Here is a 16,307-nt window from a genome sequence, read left to right as displayed (position 1 = left end):
AATTATCGGCTGAGAAACCTTATCGGCTAAGAAACCCGGTTTCTCAAAGAAACCGGGTTTCTGGAAATCTGGGAGAGAAACCCGGCTATAATTATTATCGGCTGAGAAACCTTATCGGCTAAGAAACCCGGTTTCTCAAAGAAACCGGGTTTCTGGAAATCTGGGAGAGAAACCCATCTATAATAATTAATTAAGGTGTGATTCAGTCTGCTTGAGGATATTAGGGATTTTAGTAATAATTTGTTCGGCAATTTCTGAGGGTTTTTCATCCTCATTGATAGCAATAGAAATATCGGCTTGTTGATAAAGATGTCGCCTAGTTTCCAGGATATTATCGAGGCGAGTGAGGGGGTCTGGGTGTTGTAGTAGAGGTCGGGTTGTGTCTCCTTTCAGACGTTCATATAAGCAATGAGTTGGAACATCTAACCAGACAATGATACCATGTCTTAAATAACTCCAATTCATCCGTTTAATCACAACCCCTCCCCCAGTAGCTACCACTAAATGTTGATAAGCACAAAGACTAGATAGGACTTGAGATTCTAAGTTCCTAAATTCTTCCTCCCCCTGGGTGGCAAAAATTTCGGGAATGGCTTGTCCCGCCACTTGACTAATCAAAACATCGGTATCAAAAAACTTATAGCTTAATCGATTAGCCAATATCTGACCTACCGTAGATTTTCCCGCCCCCATCATACCAATTAAATAGATGTTAATTCCTTGTATTTGTTCTAAAACCATGAGATTGTCTAAAAGTCCGAAAGTGATCATAACTAGCTAGATAATTTTAGCCGATTTCATCCTCATCATCAAAACCCCAATCTTCCTCATCAGATTGAATTTTGGTAGGGGGAGAAGGGGGATTAATTAGGCGATAGTCTGCATCATAAACTGATTCGGTACGACCAGCACCGGAATTTTGACCGTCTTTATAATTGAAGGAATAGACGGAACCTGACCAGGATTCTTTTTGAGGTTGTTGCTGTACTTCAAAGGTTTTTCCGGTGTTTTCTGGGGGTGTGGGAGTGGTGGTGGGGGTGTTTTCTGGGGGTGGAGAAGTGGGGGTGGTTGGTGCATTCTGGGGAGGTAAATTATCCCAATCTTCATCAGTATTAGGAGAGTTTAGGGGATTGATATCGCGTTTATTCCAGGATTCTGATTCTGATGGTTTGGGGGTAGTTTGTCTAACGGGTGGGGTTTCTGGTTCATTTTGGCGATCGCTATTATTTTCATCCCAACTATCGCTAACTTGGCGGACTTCGGTTTCCCAATCATCACTATTTTTGTGAGTTTTGGGGGATTGATTTTTGGGGGTAGGGATAGGGGGTTGATTTTCCGGTTCTAATTCTAGTTCAGATTGCAAATTATCCCACTCCGAATCATCGGCTTGTGGTGACGGGGGAATTGCTGGATCAGGTGGGTTAGGTTGGGGGGATGGTTGTATAGGTTTTTTACTGGCTTGAGGACGTGACGGAGAGGGGGTGTAAGAGAGTTGGAATAAACTGGCAATCATCAGAGAGGTGAATATACCGATGAAGAGGGCAATTAGTAGCCACACCGACAAAGGTAAAGTGGGTAATTGCATCCCTAAAAATACTAAAGATATGGCGGGGGAAAGATTTTGTATGGTGAACAATATCAAACCACCGACTATAATCAAAATAGCGATCGCACTTTTTCCAGACATCACATAAATAACCCCATCGAAATCGAAAATATCAATAACTAATTAGGAAATTCCCTCAGAATTCATCAGGTTTCCACCGACGCAAAGGTACACAATCAATCTCAAATTGATCGAGGGTTCGCGCTACCACAAAATCTACCAAATCCTCAATAGTTTGGGGATGATGATACCAAGCGGGGATAGCCGGGACAATCCGCGCGCCTGCTTCTGCTAAAGTAGTCAAATTTCGCAGATGGATAAGACTTAGGGGAGTTTCCCGTGGCACAATTACCAATTTTCTACCTTCTTTTAATTGTACATCTGCCGCCCGTTCAAGTAAATCGGAACTGAGACCTTGGGCAATTTTAGCCACTGTACTCATACTACAGGGAATGACGATCATACCGATAGTGCGAAAGGAACCACTAGCAATATTAGCGCCTACATCCTGCCAAGGATGACAACGCAGTTTTCCCCCGGTTTCCACCCCGGCTTGTTGTCGCCAAAATAACTCCTGGCGCGCGCTATCTCCAGGCATTTGCAAATTATTCTCCGCTTGCCATACCATGTAGGAAGACTTGGAGGCTACCAATTCGATAGCATAATCGGCTTGTAGCAGGTATTTTAAGGCGCGGACTGCATAAATGAGTCCCGAAGCACCGGAAACGCCAATAATCAGGGGTCTGGTCGAGGTGGTCATTAGGGAAACTTCCCTTGTTGAACTTCTGTGCAGAATTGTGTCACGGCGTTGGTAATGGTATCGTGCAGGTTAGCGTATTTTTTGGCAAAGGGTGGTTGCCAGGGGGTTAATCCCAATATATCAGAGGTTACCAGCACTTGTCCGTCGCAGTAAGGACCCGCGCCAATACCGATAGTGGGAATGGTTAGTTGTTGGGTAATTTCCGCCGCCAAGTCCTTGGGGATATGTTCCAGGACTATAGCAAAGGCTCCCGCTTGTTGTAAGGCGATCGCTTCTGATAAAATACGTTCTGCTGCCACTGTGGTTTTACCTTGTTGGCGATACCCTCCCAATTGATGTACAGACTGGGGAGTTAAGCCGACATGACCCATAACGGGAATACCCACTTTGACTAAGGCGCTGACTGTATTAGCCATTTCATCATAGCCCCCTTCTAACTTTACGGCGGATGCTCCTGTTTCTTTCAATACCCGTCCGGCTGAATGAATCGCCTGTTGGGGACTTTCCTGGTAGGTCAAAAATGGTAAATCCACTACCAATAGGGATCTTACCACCGCCCGACGCACTGCTTTGGCGTGGTGCAACATTTCCTCAAGGGTTAGCGGTAGGGTGGTTTCGTAACCTAAACCGACCATGGCTAGGGAATCACCGACTAGAATAATATCAATACCTGCTTGGTCGATAATTTTGGCGATCGCATACTCATAAGCAGTTAGCATGGTAATTTGGTGTCCCTGCTGTTTCCAATCGATTAATTGTTGGGTGGTTACTGCCATAATTGTTTGTAGGTTTAGGGATTACAGGTTGCAGAGTCTTGATTTTATCAAAAACTGAACCACTGTCTCATCCTAAGTTTCACACTGAGAATACTAATGCAGCCCAATTATATAATACTTGGTCTCAAGTTGATCACTCTAGGGGTCTCCACCCTGGTAGCGATCGCTACCCCCACTCAAGCCGCTGATTTTTTGCGTTTTTCCATCGGAAATAGAGATGTTTCTATACCTGTCGATGTTTTAGAAACTTATATCGAAAATCCGCCCGACCATTCCGAAAATCACAAGTTAGATAATGTCGCCAATTTATTGAGTCCCAAAATCCAGACACAACTGCGGGACATATTAGCGAGACGTTATCAGTTTAGTGATGCCGAAATCAGGCATTTATTGAGTTCTCCGATGGTAGCAGATTTTTTAATTCAGATGGGAGATATTATCGAAACCGAACCCGGTGCTAATGGCGCAGATGCCATCCGAAATGCCATGGTATCAGCCAGTAGTCTCCCCGACGGATTTACCCTCATTGATATGATGCGAGAGTTTCCTAGTCCTAGTATTTATATGAACCTAAATGAGGCTTTACAAGCATTAACTAATGTAGCGATTTTAATTGAGTCAACTAATGATATAATTGCCGACATCAAAAGACTGGCATCTTCCCAAGGACAAACTGCTGGAAATATTGATTTTAGTCAATGGCGCGACTTACGAAAACCCGGAAATTTTCCAAGTTCTAAATACACCTATAGAGTTAGTGATTCAATTCGCGATCGCCAATTTAATTTTGATTTATACCTCCCGGAAACTACTGATAGTAATATCCCCACTTTAATCATATCTCATGGTTTAGCATCAGACCGCAGTCGCTTTGAATACCTCGCGCGCCATTTAGCCTCCTATGGTTTCGCCGTAGCTGTTCCTCAGCACACTGGTAGCGATTTTCAGCAATTCCAAGACTTGTTAATTGGGAAAGTATCAGATATGTTTAACCCGCGAGAATTTATAGACAGACCCCTTGACATTTCCCAAGTATTAGATTATCTGGAATCATTAAATCGTGGAGATTTAAGCGATCGCCTTAACTTGGATAATGTCGGAGTTCTCGGACATTCTCTCGGAGGCTATACAGCTTTAGTCTTAGGGGGTGCGCCGCTGAATTTTGCACAACTGAAAATCGACTGCAATCAAGATAACTTTTCCGTTAATCCTTCCTTGTTTCTCCAGTGTCGCGCCCTAGAATTACCGCAAACCGACACCAACTTGAGAGATGAAAGAGTTAATGCTATCTTACTTATAAACCCTTTAAATAGTAGTATCTTAGGAGAAGCAAGCATCAATCAAATCCAAATCCCGGTGATGATGGTAGCCAGTGGCTTGGATATATTAGCACCAGCAGTATTAGAACAAATCCCAGCTTTTAATTGGTTAACCAATTCCCACCGATATTTAGTTTTTAAAGAAAAAGATAGTCACTTTTTTGATATGAATCAATACACGGCTGAAGCCATACCCAACTTAGGAGGTTTAACTCGTCCAGCCACAGAAATTTCTCGGGGATATATGAAAAGTCTAAGTGTAGCATTTTTCCAAACCCACATAACTAATAATCCTGAATATGAGCAATATTTACAAGCCGCTTACGCTATCCATATCAGTGATGCTGCTTATCCTATCCATTTGATATTACCGACTCCTGACCAGAAGCTAGGAGTTAAATAAAATGACATAAATAAATATTGACCCTTGACAAAAATGTAGGTTGGGTGAAACCCAACAAAGAGAGTAGTAGGTTGGGTGAAACGGAAAATGTAGGTTGGGTGAAACCCAACAAAGAGAGTAGTAGAGTAGTAGGTTGGGTGAAACCCAACAGAGGTCAATTGACCCAACGTAGGTTGGGTGAAACCCAACAAAGAGAGTAGTAGTAGGTTGGGTGAAACCCAACAAAGAGAGTAGTAGGTTGGGTGAAACCCAACAGAGGTCAATGGACCCAACGTAGGTTGGGTGAAACCCAACAGAGGTCAATTGACCCAACGTAGTCAATATAGCAAAAGTCAGGCAGGAAAACCCGCCATGACTTTTGTTATATCGATTGGAAAGCACACTACTTAGGTTTCTAATCTGATTATAACCGATATTGTCAGATTTTTATATCCGATTTGTGCAACTTTTTTGTATTGATGGACTTGCTCAAATTGTTAATTGATATATTGAATTGATATATTGAATTGATATATGAAAAACTCCCCCCTAACCAGACCTATTAGGAGGAAATGGGGGGAGTAGGGTTTCTAGGTTGTCAGAGTTCAGTTATTGACTTCTTGAAGTTCAACGTCAGTATTAGGGTCAACATCAACTTCGGTATCGTCCCCTTCACCGGATAAAGGGACTAAAGCCACAGCAGCGATCGCATCTTCCTTATCTAAGCGTTGTACCCGCACCCCTGTAGCATTGCGGGACTGTCGAGAAATAGCGCTAATCACCTGACGAATAATAATCCCCCGGCTAGTAATTAACATCAATTCATCAGTATTATGTACCACCTGAAGCGCCACCACACAATCACCAGATAAATGGGGTTTAAACTTAGTAGCAATAATGCCTTTTCCGGCGCGATTTTGTAAGCGGAATTGAGACACAGGAACTCGTTTTCCATAACCCCTAGTAGTAATGACCAAAATAGAAACCCCATCAGGTTCAACTTCAGTAGTAGCTATCTCTTCAGATTCCGTATCATCCACCTCTTCAACGGTAGTATTTTCCTCCTCTTCTATTTCCGTTTCTTCACCCCCCAATTTAGGAATACTAGCCACAATGAAACTAGGGAGAATATCCATCCCAATGAGTTCATCATCTGGTTTTAGTTTCATAGCTTTAACCCCACGGGTAGCGCGACCGAGGGGTCGTAATTGTTTATCATCAGTGTGGAAATGAATAGCCATACCCAGGCGAGAACCGATAATAACGCTATCATCCACCTTAGCACTGCGTACCCAACGCAACTCATCTCCTTCATTTAAGGAAATCGCAATTATGCCATTAGAACGGATATTGTTAAAAGCGGAAAGGGCAGTTTTTTTGATGTAACCCCCCTTAGTTAGCATCACCAAATATTCATCGTTACTAAATTCCCCAACCGCCACCAAAGAGGTGATTTTCTCATCCCGAGGAATTGGTAACATTTGCACAATCGGAACCCCCCGAGCGATGCGGGAGCCGATAGGTATTTGATAGGCTTTTAAACAGTAAGCAACCCCCCGTTCAGTAAAGAACATAATACTGTCATGGTCGCAACAACTCAAGAAATGTTTAACCCCATCATCCTCCTTCATTTTAGTTCCAGATTTACCGCGAGTGGCGCGATTTTGAGCCTCAAAAGTATTAACGGGCATCCGTTTAATGTACCCTTGTTCAGTGAGAAGAATAATTGCTTTTTCATTAGCAATCAAATCGGTATCTTCTAGCTCACTTTCTTCGAGTTCAATTTCGGTCCGTCGGGGTGTGCCGTGACGTTGTTTAATTTCTTGAGCTTCCTGTTCAACAATTTCTAAAATCCGTTCTCGGCGATTTAAAATATCGTTTAGGTCAGCAATTTTCGCCAAAAGTTCTTGATGTTCTTGTTCAATTTTCTGAGCTTCCAAGGCGGTTAAACGTCGCAGTTGCATTTGTAAAATAGCATCAGCTTGTGGTTCAGAAAGTCCGAACCTTTCGATTAACTCCTGTTTAGCTGTAGGGCTATCAGCAGCATGGCGAATTAGGGCAATAATTGCATCAAGATTATCGAGAGCAATTAATAGTCCTTGCAGGAGGTGATCACGTTCTTCAGCTTTGCGTTTTTCATATTCAGTACGCCGCCGGATAGTGTCGATGCGGAAGTCTAGGAAAACATGGAGATATCGCTTGAGGGTAAGCAATTCTGGTTTTCCGTTAACTAGGGCTAACATATTAGCGCCGAAGTTGGTCTGAAGGGGAGTTTGTTTATAAAGGTTGTTGAGAACCACCCTAGGATAGGCATCTCGTCGGAGTTCCACGACGATCCGCATCCCTTCACGATCGCTTTCATCTCGGATATCTGATATCCCCTCCAGGCGCTTCTCATTCACCATTTCGGCGATTTTTTCGATTAAAGCGGCTTTATTGGTTTGGTAGGGTAACTCAGTGATGATAATAGCTTCCCGGTCTGGTCGTCCTCGGTGTTCAATGGTTTCAATTTGGGCAACTCCCCGCATGGTGATAGAACCCCGTCCGGTGGTGTAGGCTTCCCGAATACCAGACCTTCCGAGAATTTTCGCCCCGGTCGGGAAGTCAGGACCGGGAATATAGCGCATTAGTTCAGTATCAGTAATTTCGGGGTTATGAATTAGCGCGACTAAGCCATCGACTAACTCATTGAGGTTATGGGGGGGGATGTTAGTTGCCATTCCGACGGCGATACCGGAGGAACCGTTGAGCAACAGTTGAGGAATGCGGGCCGGAAGCACTAGGGGTTCTTGTTGGGAACCGTCAAAGTTATCGCCAAAATCTACGGTATCGGAGTCGATATCCCGCAACATGGCTTCGGAGGTCAGGTAGTGCAGGCGACATTCTGTGTATCGCATGGCGGCGGGGGGGTCATTATCGACAGACCCAAAGTTCCCGTGACCTTGAATTAGGGGCGATCGCATCGAAAATTCCTGGGCCATCCGCACTAGGGCATCGTAGACGGCTGTATCACCGTGGGGGTGATATTTCCCCAGAACCTCCCCTACCACCCGGGCGCACTTCCGAAAGGGGCGATCGGGCATTAGGCCTAGTTCATTCATGGCATACAGGATGCGACGATGGACTGGTTTAAACCCATCCCTGGCATCTGGCAGCGCCCGACCTACAATGACGCTCATGGCGTATTCGAGATAGGATTGCTGCATCTCGTTCCGCAAATCCGTTGGGATAATTCGGGATTCGGAAGCGCTCATAGAATTTAAAACTCCATTAATATTGCAAAAACCGTCGCTTTTTTGTGAAATAATTCAGATCAAATAAATTGATTTTCGATTATTATTTGAAAAGGCGCGACTAGGCTATAAAATTATAGCATACTTTGCACATATTTTCGATGGGAATCCCTCTCGGCCCTATTGCCTTTTTGTCCCCTGTTGTTAGCCCCGGCACGGTCAATGTTAACTGTTATCTACTCTGACGAATTTCTGGAACACAAAACGGGTTTATTTCATCCAGAACGACCCGAACGCCTCAAAGCGATCGTCCAAGGTTTGCGGGCCACCCCCTGGCGTGACCAACTGACTTGGTTATCACCCACTCCGCTAAAAGAACGCCACAGTCTGATTATGCAAGTCCTCAAGGCTGTTCACACCGACTCCCATATTGACAGGATTAAAAATATTGCCAGTGCTGGCGGCGGCCATCTTGACGGCGATACTCCCATTTCTGAGGAGAGTTACCAGGTGGCGCTATTGGCGATCAGTGCTTGGTTAGATGGTGTCGATCGCACTTTGACTACCGCCAGACCTAGTTTTATTTTAGCCCGTCCCCCCGGACATCATGCCGAAGCGGGTCGGGGGATGGGTTTCTGTTTGTTTTCTAATGCGGCGATCGCTGCTCATTATGCCATTCAACAGCCAGGAGTCAATCGAGTTGCTATTCTTGATTGGGACGTTCACCACGGTAACGGAACCCAAAGCCTGGTCGAAAATCACCCCCAAATGGCTTACTGTTCCCTTCATCAGTCCCCCTGTTATCCCGGAACTGGCTACCCCCAAGAAAAAGGTCAATATAATAATGTTTTAAATATCCCCATGTCTCCAGGTAGTACCATGGCATTATACCAGCCAGCTTTTGAAAATCAAGTGATCCCTTTTTTACAAAGTTTTCAGCCAGATTTATTAATTATCAGTGCTGGATATGATGCCAATCAAGCTGACCCCTTAGCCAGTATTTCCTTACAACCGCAAGATTTTGGGATATTTACAGATTATTGCTGCCAAATAACTACAAAAATTGTGTTAGGATTAGAAGGGGGATATGATTTGAAAAGTTTGGCGGATTCGGTAGTGGCAACTATAGAGTCCTGTTTAAATCATTAATCCCTCCCAGTCTGGTCAGCCATTAACTCCCACAACAACCAACTATCAGATATGATCGGAATCATATCAAATTGAACTATGGTCAAATTTGAGTTAAAAGCACCCTTTCAACCTACAGGAGATCAACCATTAGCGATCGCCCAATTAATTCAAAGCATCAAATCCGGTCATCCTAAAACCACCCTCTTAGGCGCAACTGGAACCGGAAAAACCTTTACCATTGCCGCCACCATCGCCCAATTAGGTCGCCCCACCCTAGTCCTCGCCCACAACAAAACCCTCGCCGCCCAACTCTGCAATGAACTGCGGGAATTTTTCCCTAACAATGCCGTTGAATACTTTATCAGCTATTACGACTATTATCAACCGGAAGCCTATATTCCTGTCTCCGATACTTATATAGAAAAAACCGCCTCAATTAACGATGAAATTGATATGCTGAGACACTCAGCTACTCGGTCTTTATTTGAAAGGCGAGATGTAATTGTTGTAGCTTCCATTAGCTGTATTTACGGGTTAGGAATACCCACCGAATACCTGAACGCAGCCATTCCCCTACGGGTGGGAGAAGACCTAGACCAACGCCAACTTTTGCGAGACCTAGCCTCTATTCAATATACCCGCAATGACACGGAAATCACTCGCGGACGCTTCCGAGTTCGCGGAGATGTCTTAGAAATTGGACCCGCCTATGAAGACCGTATAATTAGGGTAGAATTTTTCGGGGATGAAATTGATGCAATTCGTTATATTGACCCCGTAACCGGAGAAGTCTTACAGAGTTTAGACACATTAAATATATACCCCGCCCGCCACTTTGTGACACCGGGAGATAGGTTAGATGCTGCTTGTGATGCTATTGCTGCTGAACTTAAACAACAGTTAGCCGAATTAGAAAAAGCTGGTAAACTTTTAGAAGCCCAACGCCTAGATCAACGCGCTCGCTATGACTTGGAAATGCTGCGAGAAGTCGGATATTGTAATGGTGTGGAAAACTACTCTCGTCACCTCGCTGGAAGGCTTCCCGGTTCTCCTCCTGAGTGTTTGGTGGACTATTTCCCGGATGATTGGTTATTGGTGGTCGATGAGTCTCATGTGACGGTTCCTCAAATTCGGGCTATGTACAATGGCGACCAAGCCAGAAAAAAGGTGCTAATTGAACATGGTTTTCGTCTTCCTAGTGCGGCGGATAATCGACCCTTGAAATCTGAGGAATTTTGGCAAAAAGTTAAACAGTGTATTTTGGTCTCGGCGACACCAGGAGATTGGGAAATTGCACAATCTCAAGGTCAGGTGGTTGAACAAGTTATTCGACCAACGGGGGTAGTTGACCCGGAAATATTTGTCCGCCCAACCACAGGACAGGTTGATGATTTAATCGCTGAAATTCAAGAGAGAATCCCCAGGAATGAACGGGTTTTGGTTACGACTTTAACTAAGCGTATGGCGGAGGATTTAACTGAGTATTTGCAAGAGAGGGGTATTCGGGTCAGATATCTACATTCGGAAATACAGTCGATTCAGCGCATTGAGATTCTTCAGTCTTTACAAGAAGGCGAATTTGATGTGTTAATTGGGGTGAATTTATTGCGGGAAGGTTTGGATTTACCACAGGTGTCTCTGGTGGCTATTTTTGATGCGGATAAGGAAGGTTTTTTGCGGACGGAAAGGTCCCTTATTCAAACTATTGGGAGGGCGGCGCGCCACGTTCGCGGTCAGGCTATCTTGTATGCTGATAATATGACTGACAGCATGAGGGCGGCGATCGCCGAAACTAACCGACGGCGAACAATTCAGTTGGAGTATAATCAAAAATATGGCATTACCCCTAAATCTATTCACAAAACTTCCAGTAATGCCATTTTGGCGTTTTTGGATGTCTCCAGACGCTTAAATTATCAACAAATTGATCTGCCTTGTCCACAGGTGGATGATTTACCCTTGGAAGAAATACCAACTTTAATTCAACAGTTGGAGGTTCGCATGAAGGAGGCGGCGCAACAGTTGGAGTTTGAGGAGGCGGCTCAATTTCGCGATCGCATTCGCATTTTACGCGATAAATTAGTTGGTCGTTAATTGATTTTTAGGACTCAGCGGCTGGGCCAAAAAAAAAATTTTCTGGGCGGCCCCCGCGCTTTTTTTTTCAGAAAACCCTATCTTTTTGGGGGAGTCCGTGCTATACTATAAGATAATGGGAATAGTTGCGAAAATATTATTTTTGCTTACATCCCATTATGTAACATACTCCTATCATAGCCGACTAGCGCCGCCCTGTCAACCCCTTTTCACTTGGGCGGCCGGGCCATTTTTTTAAAAAAAAGCTATTCTAGGACAACTGGATCAGCCGATCGCAATTGCCAAGTTTTGCAAGTCCAAAAATAAGCGCCAATACCGACAAGTAAATTAGCAATACAAGCGGCGGCAAAAATGCCTTTAACTCCCCACCAGAGACTACCCAAATAAGCCAAAGGAACATAAAGTAATAACATCCGGGTAATAGTCATCATCAAAGATGGTAAAGGCTTACCCAAAGCATTAAAAGTAGAACTAGCGATGAACATGAGACCCATAGTTCCATAACTAACGGGAACGAGGGTGAGGTAACTAGCAGCGATCGCGACTACATTGGGATTTTGATCAAAAGCGGTAGCGATTTGTTCAGAACTAGCAGCCAAAATAAGAGTTAATAGGACTCCCCAAAATATACAAAACAGGAAAGACTGTCGGATAGCAGTGTGTACGCGATGATAAAGTTGAGCGCCCCAATTTTGACCAACAAAAGGACCAATACTAGCAGAGAGTGCCATAATCACAATTAAAGCGAAAGCCTCGACTCGGGTAGCAATACCAAAACCAGCGACGGCTTCGGCACCCTCTGTAGCGACCAAACCTGTAACGACGGCGGTAGAAATAGGGGTAATCATATTGGTTCCGGTAGCGGGAATACCAACATGGAGAATTTGTCGCCAGTCGGACAATAGGTCTTTGGGGGTGGGAAGTTTCCAGAGGAGCATTTTTTCGCGGAAATGCAGGAATAAGACGGAAGCGATTAAAGTGGTAGCACGACCGATAACAGTAGCGATCGCGGCTCCCCGCAGTCCCATGGCTGGTATAGTAGCAAAGCCAAAGATAAATATCGGGTCAAGGATAATATTAACGACAGCAGCGACAGTCATAATCACACTAGGAACGAAGGTATTACCCGCCGCGCGAATGGCGCTAGTCCCGACCATAGGAACCACCAGAAAAATGACACCCCCATACCAAATGGTCATATACTCGCGGATAAATGGCAAGATATCAGGACTGGCTCCCAAGGCTTGAAACACGGGATTAATGGTGCTGATACCGAGGACGACTAAGACACTAACCATAAGCAGAGAGAGACTGAGAGAGTTAGTGGTGAGGCGGCGGACGCGATCGCGTTCTCCCTCCCCAATAGCCCTAGCAATGACAGAAGCAGCGCCTATCCCCAGTCCCATAGATACGCTTCCTAATAGGGTGACTACTGGAAAGGTAAAACTCATCGCGGCTAGTTGTCGGGTTCCCAACTTAGCGACGAAGTAGGTATCTGCTAGGCTAAAGGCAATAATGGCAAACACTCCCCAAATCATTGGTAGAGTGAGGTTAATCAGGGTAGATGTAACAGATCCTTGGGTTAATGTTCCTTTCATAGGGCCAGCGGCTTTGAGCATATTTACAAAAGTTTACCAAAAAAAAAGGGTTGAAGCTAGGCGGTAGGCGGTAGTGGCTCTATTAGTGTTTGGGGGAAGATTGCTAAAATGTTACATATTATTGCAGAGCTTCATAAAAGTTAGACTGCGATCGCCTCAATCCCCTAATCTGTAAGCATGGTATATTAATGCCAGTGTGCTAAATCCCAATCATCCTGGGATAGATCATTGGCGACAACTGATAAACAATGCTGACGTTTGAGAATAAGGAGATTAATGGTGCCCCTTCCATTATTAAGCTACACTACAACGAGTTTCAATACTCGTGTTGCTGGATATGAAGTTCCAGGTGATGAGCAGCCCCAAATTTATACGGCTGAAAATATGCCTTCGGGTTCTGAGTGGGACGCTCTGATCTGGGCGGCTTATCGGCAAATCTTTAGTGAGCATCAAATGCTGAAAAGCAATCGCCAAACCTTCCTTGAGTCCCAACTCAAGTTTGGTCAGATCACCGTCCGTGACTTCATTGGTGGGTTAGCGACTTCGGCTCCTTTCTTGGAGAGAAACTACCAAACCAACAGCAACTACCGCTTTGCGGAAATGTGCGTTCAGCGAATTCTCGGCCGGGATGTTTACAACGAACGGGAAAAAATCGCTTGGTCAATTGTGATTGCTAACAAAGGACCCAAGGGCTTCATTGAGGAATTACTCAATAGCGACGAGTACCTGGATAACTTCGGATATGATACAGTTCCTTATCAACGTCGTCGGATTCTGCCTCAGCGCAATATGGGCGAAACACCCTTTAACCTGAAGACTCCCCGGTACAATGAATACCACCGGACCCAGTTGGGATTCCCCCAAGTTATCTGGCAAACTTCTGTACGTCGCTTTGTACCCCAAGAGAAGCAACCCAAAGCTGGCGATCCCGCCAACTTCCTGGCTATGGCAAAACAGGTTTCTCGTCCTGCCAACACAGTAACTCGCGTTGCCCTTGGTAGCATCAATTTTGACACCATGGTTCCTTACCGTCAGCGCTAATAGGATCTAATCCTTACTTAATTGGGATTGACAGTCGCTGCCAGCGGTTAGATATTCGGAGTTTTTGACCCAATGGTTAACTCTTGATGTCTAACATTTGGCGGCGAATTTTTCGTGGGGGCGATCGCTATAATAACAATAATTGTTAATCATCCCTAATGTATTATGGCTCTCCGGATTGTTGACTTGGAGATTACTTGGGAAAAACTTCCCGATGATTTTATTCTACCGGACGATCCTGTGGACAATATTAATCAACCGGCTTTAGCTGTAGCCCTGACTGATAGTCTAGCTGTGGCTGGTAAACTGAGCCCATTGAGTATCACGCCCACCAATTATGGGATCTGTGCCACCCTCAACGGTAAAATTGTGGTGAAAGCCCCAGACTGGGCGTTTATTCCAGAAATTCGGGTTGAGCGATCGCAGGTTGAACGCAGCTATACTCCTGAGTTGCAGGGTGCGCGTCCGATTATAGTTATGGAATTTCTCTCTGATACTGACGGAGGGGAATATTCGATTAAGCCTACCTATCCCCCAGGAAAATGGTTCTTTTATGAACGGGTGTTAGAGGTCCCTTACTATGCTATTTTTGACCCCAAAACTGGTAAGTTAGAACTTTATCGCCTTGATGAACAGGGATTCTATCAAATACAAGAACCACTAGATGATGGACGATATGCGATCGCTCCCATGGAACTGTTTTTAGGGGTTTGGGAAGGAACCCGCGAAAACCGTAACGGTTACTGGTTGCGCTGGTGGAATGAAGCCGGAGAGTTGCTGCTTTGGGGTATTGAATTGGTCGCCCAAGAACGCCAACGGGTGGAAGCTGAAAGCCAACGGGCTGAAGTTGAAAGCCAACGGGTGGAAGCTGAACGACAACGGGCTGATGCTGAACGACAACGGGCTGAACGTTTCATGGAACAACTGCGCCAGGCTGGTATTGAGCCTTTAGACAATTAGTTTAAAGTAATTTTCAACCACTAGGTAGGGGCGTAAATATTTCGCCCCTGTCATGTGGGGTCTAGTTGTTGTGAAATCCATTGTAAATAAGAGGGGGAACCTGCGACAATTGGTAAGGCAATAATTTCCGGCACTTCATAGGAATGAACCTCGGCGACCTTAGCAGCCAAAGCGTCAAACTGATTCAGGTCAGTTTTAATAATTAATTGCCACTCATCGGATGAGCAGATCTCACCTTTCCAGGTGTAAACTGAATGGATGGGCATTAAACCCACACAGGCGGCTAGTTTTCCCTCGACTAAAGTATGGGCGATCGCCTCTGCTTCCGTCCGGGAACTTGCCGTTACTAATACTATACCATATTGAGCCACCATATCAATTATACCACAAACATCTAAACTTGAGATTGAGAAAGTGTTAAACAGCAGAAATTTTCTAAATCCAGATATAAGCGAAAAGACAACGGTAAAATTGCCTCACAGAAATTAGCCTCTTTTACCTCGACTCCCAGTAATTTAGCCTCGCGCAAATCAGCATTTCGGAAATTAGCCCCCGACAATTTAGAACCATTCAGATCAGCATAACTCAAGCAAGCATTTTCTAAATTAGCGCCTCTTAAATCGGCATTTTCTAACTGGGAACCTAGGAGTTTAGCAGAACTGAGATTAGCCCTAATCAAGTTAGTTCCGGTCAAATTAGAACCACAAAGCCTAGCGTTACTCAAGTTAACACCATTCAAATCTAGGCGACTCAAATTAACACCATTCATATAAGCATTTTGCAAGTTAACATCAGTGAGCCTGGTTCCAAATAACTTAGCGCCACTGAGTCGCACACCATTGAGATTAGTATATCTCAAATCACTGCCAGTCAAATTAGCCCCCCGCAGATTAGCAAATTGCAGGTTAGCACCACATAAGTTAGAATTGGGGAGACTAGCGCCACGCAAATTAGCACCCGCCAAACTTGCGCCACTGAGTTGGACACCAGGTAATTTAGCTTTGACTAAAAAAGTACCGTTGAGATTGGCTTTGGTTAACTCAGCCTCCACCAGCTTGGCTTCGTTCATTTTAGCAAAACTCAGGTTGGCACGGTGTAAATTTGCACCATTGAACTTAACACGACTTAAAAATGAGCGAGTCAGGTTAGCACCCGTCAGGTTACTTCTCGATAGGTTAACACCTATGAGAATGACCCCTGTCAAGTCTACGCCACTGAGATCGACTCCTGTAAAGTCGGTTTCGCCTTGTTCGTAAAGTCTTAAAAGATGGCTGACGTTCATGAAAAAGTAACTCCGGCTACCTCTGATTATTTATCTAAGCACGGAAATTTCACAAAGTTTTTATATTTTTGTGTTGTTTTAATCTGTCGAAATGTTGCAATTATGGGGGTAGGACGAGAAATTAT

13 protein-coding genes are annotated in these 16,307 nt (G+C 44.6%); 5 read left to right on the top strand and 8 right to left on the bottom strand.

Features of this window, described 5'->3' with window-relative positions:
- Positions 1 to 186: 186 nt before the first annotated feature.
- From ACTIE0_RS05690 to panB, 4 genes are read right to left on the bottom strand one after another with little or no spacing between them, the layout of a single operon-like run.
- Positions 187 to 771, bottom strand: a complete 585-nt coding sequence (locus ACTIE0_RS05690; protein WP_006624579.1) for a shikimate kinase — start codon at positions 769 to 771, stop codon at positions 187 to 189.
- Between the two features lie 16 nt (positions 772 to 787).
- Entirely contained in the window at positions 788 to 1,687 is a 900-nt protein-coding gene (locus ACTIE0_RS05685) for a LapA family protein (protein ID WP_006624580.1), read from the bottom strand.
- Between the two features lie 55 nt (positions 1,688 to 1,742).
- Positions 1,743 to 2,366 (bottom strand): flavin prenyltransferase UbiX, encoded by a 624-nt coding sequence (locus ACTIE0_RS05680; RefSeq protein ID WP_006624582.1) that lies wholly within the window; start codon positions 2,364 to 2,366, stop codon positions 1,743 to 1,745.
- Positions 2,366 to 3,142, bottom strand: coding sequence for a 3-methyl-2-oxobutanoate hydroxymethyltransferase (panB, locus tag ACTIE0_RS05675; protein WP_006624583.1), 777 nt, complete (start codon positions 3,140 to 3,142; stop codon positions 2,366 to 2,368). The genes ACTIE0_RS05680 and panB overlap by 1 nt, the downstream gene beginning before the upstream one ends.
- Positions 3,143 to 3,271: 129 nt before the next feature.
- Here panB and ACTIE0_RS05670 point away from each other — a divergent pair, with 129 nt between their 5' ends.
- Positions 3,272 to 4,864 (top strand): alpha/beta hydrolase, encoded by a 1,593-nt coding sequence (locus ACTIE0_RS05670; RefSeq protein ID WP_439516858.1) that lies wholly within the window; start codon positions 3,272 to 3,274, stop codon positions 4,862 to 4,864.
- Positions 4,865 to 5,448: 584 nt separating this feature from the next.
- On the opposite strand, the gene gyrA is transcribed toward ACTIE0_RS05670, so the two are convergent.
- Positions 5,449 to 8,097 carry a DNA topoisomerase (ATP-hydrolyzing) subunit A gene (gene gyrA / locus ACTIE0_RS05665; protein WP_006670378.1) on the bottom strand — a complete coding sequence of 883 codons (2,649 nt, stop codon included), beginning with the start codon at positions 8,095 to 8,097 and terminating at the stop codon, positions 5,449 to 5,451.
- A gap of 201 nt (positions 8,098 to 8,298) precedes the next feature.
- On the opposite strand from gyrA, the gene ACTIE0_RS05660 reads away from it, so the two are divergent.
- A complete protein-coding gene (locus tag ACTIE0_RS05660) occupies positions 8,299 to 9,225 on the top strand; it encodes a histone deacetylase family protein (protein WP_006624587.1) in 927 nt (308 codons plus the stop codon).
- A gap of 78 nt (positions 9,226 to 9,303) precedes the next feature.
- The gene (uvrB, locus tag ACTIE0_RS05655) at positions 9,304 to 11,301 is read left to right on the top strand and encodes an excinuclease ABC subunit UvrB (RefSeq protein WP_006670379.1); all 1,998 of its coding nucleotides are present in this window, start codon (positions 9,304 to 9,306) and stop codon (positions 11,299 to 11,301) included.
- A gap of 245 nt (positions 11,302 to 11,546) precedes the next feature.
- Here the strand turns inward: uvrB and ACTIE0_RS05650 are convergent, their stop codons facing one another.
- A complete protein-coding gene (locus tag ACTIE0_RS05650) occupies positions 11,547 to 12,899 on the bottom strand; it encodes an MATE family efflux transporter (RefSeq protein WP_439516857.1) in 1,353 nt (450 codons plus the stop codon).
- 276 nt (positions 12,900 to 13,175) lie between these two features.
- Between ACTIE0_RS05650 and ACTIE0_RS05645 the strand changes: the two genes are divergently transcribed.
- A complete protein-coding gene (locus ACTIE0_RS05645; protein WP_006624590.1) occupies positions 13,176 to 13,940 on the top strand; it encodes a phycobilisome rod-core linker polypeptide in 765 nt (254 codons plus the stop codon).
- Between the two features lie 165 nt (positions 13,941 to 14,105).
- The gene (locus ACTIE0_RS05640; protein ID WP_006624591.1) at positions 14,106 to 14,900 is read left to right on the top strand and encodes a Uma2 family endonuclease; all 795 of its coding nucleotides are present in this window, start codon (positions 14,106 to 14,108) and stop codon (positions 14,898 to 14,900) included.
- A 50-nt stretch (positions 14,901 to 14,950) separates the two neighbouring features.
- Here the strand turns inward: ACTIE0_RS05640 and cutA are convergent, their stop codons facing one another.
- Together cutA and ACTIE0_RS05630 are read right to left on the bottom strand one after the other, a co-directional pair.
- Entirely contained in the window at positions 14,951 to 15,274 is a 324-nt protein-coding gene (gene cutA, locus ACTIE0_RS05635; RefSeq protein WP_006624592.1) for a divalent-cation tolerance protein CutA, read from the bottom strand.
- Between the two features lie 20 nt (positions 15,275 to 15,294).
- Positions 15,295 to 16,182, bottom strand: a complete 888-nt coding sequence (locus tag ACTIE0_RS05630; protein ID WP_006624593.1) for a pentapeptide repeat-containing protein — start codon at positions 16,180 to 16,182, stop codon at positions 15,295 to 15,297.
- Positions 16,183 to 16,307 lie beyond the last annotated feature (125 nt).

It is taken from the genome of Limnospira sp. (assembly GCF_051859755.1).
Classification (GTDB): Bacteria; Cyanobacteriota; Cyanobacteriia; order Cyanobacteriales; family Microcoleaceae; genus Limnospira; species Limnospira fusiformis.
Note: the sequence above shows the minus strand (reverse complement) of the source record. Positions and strands in the feature narration are given on the sequence as shown.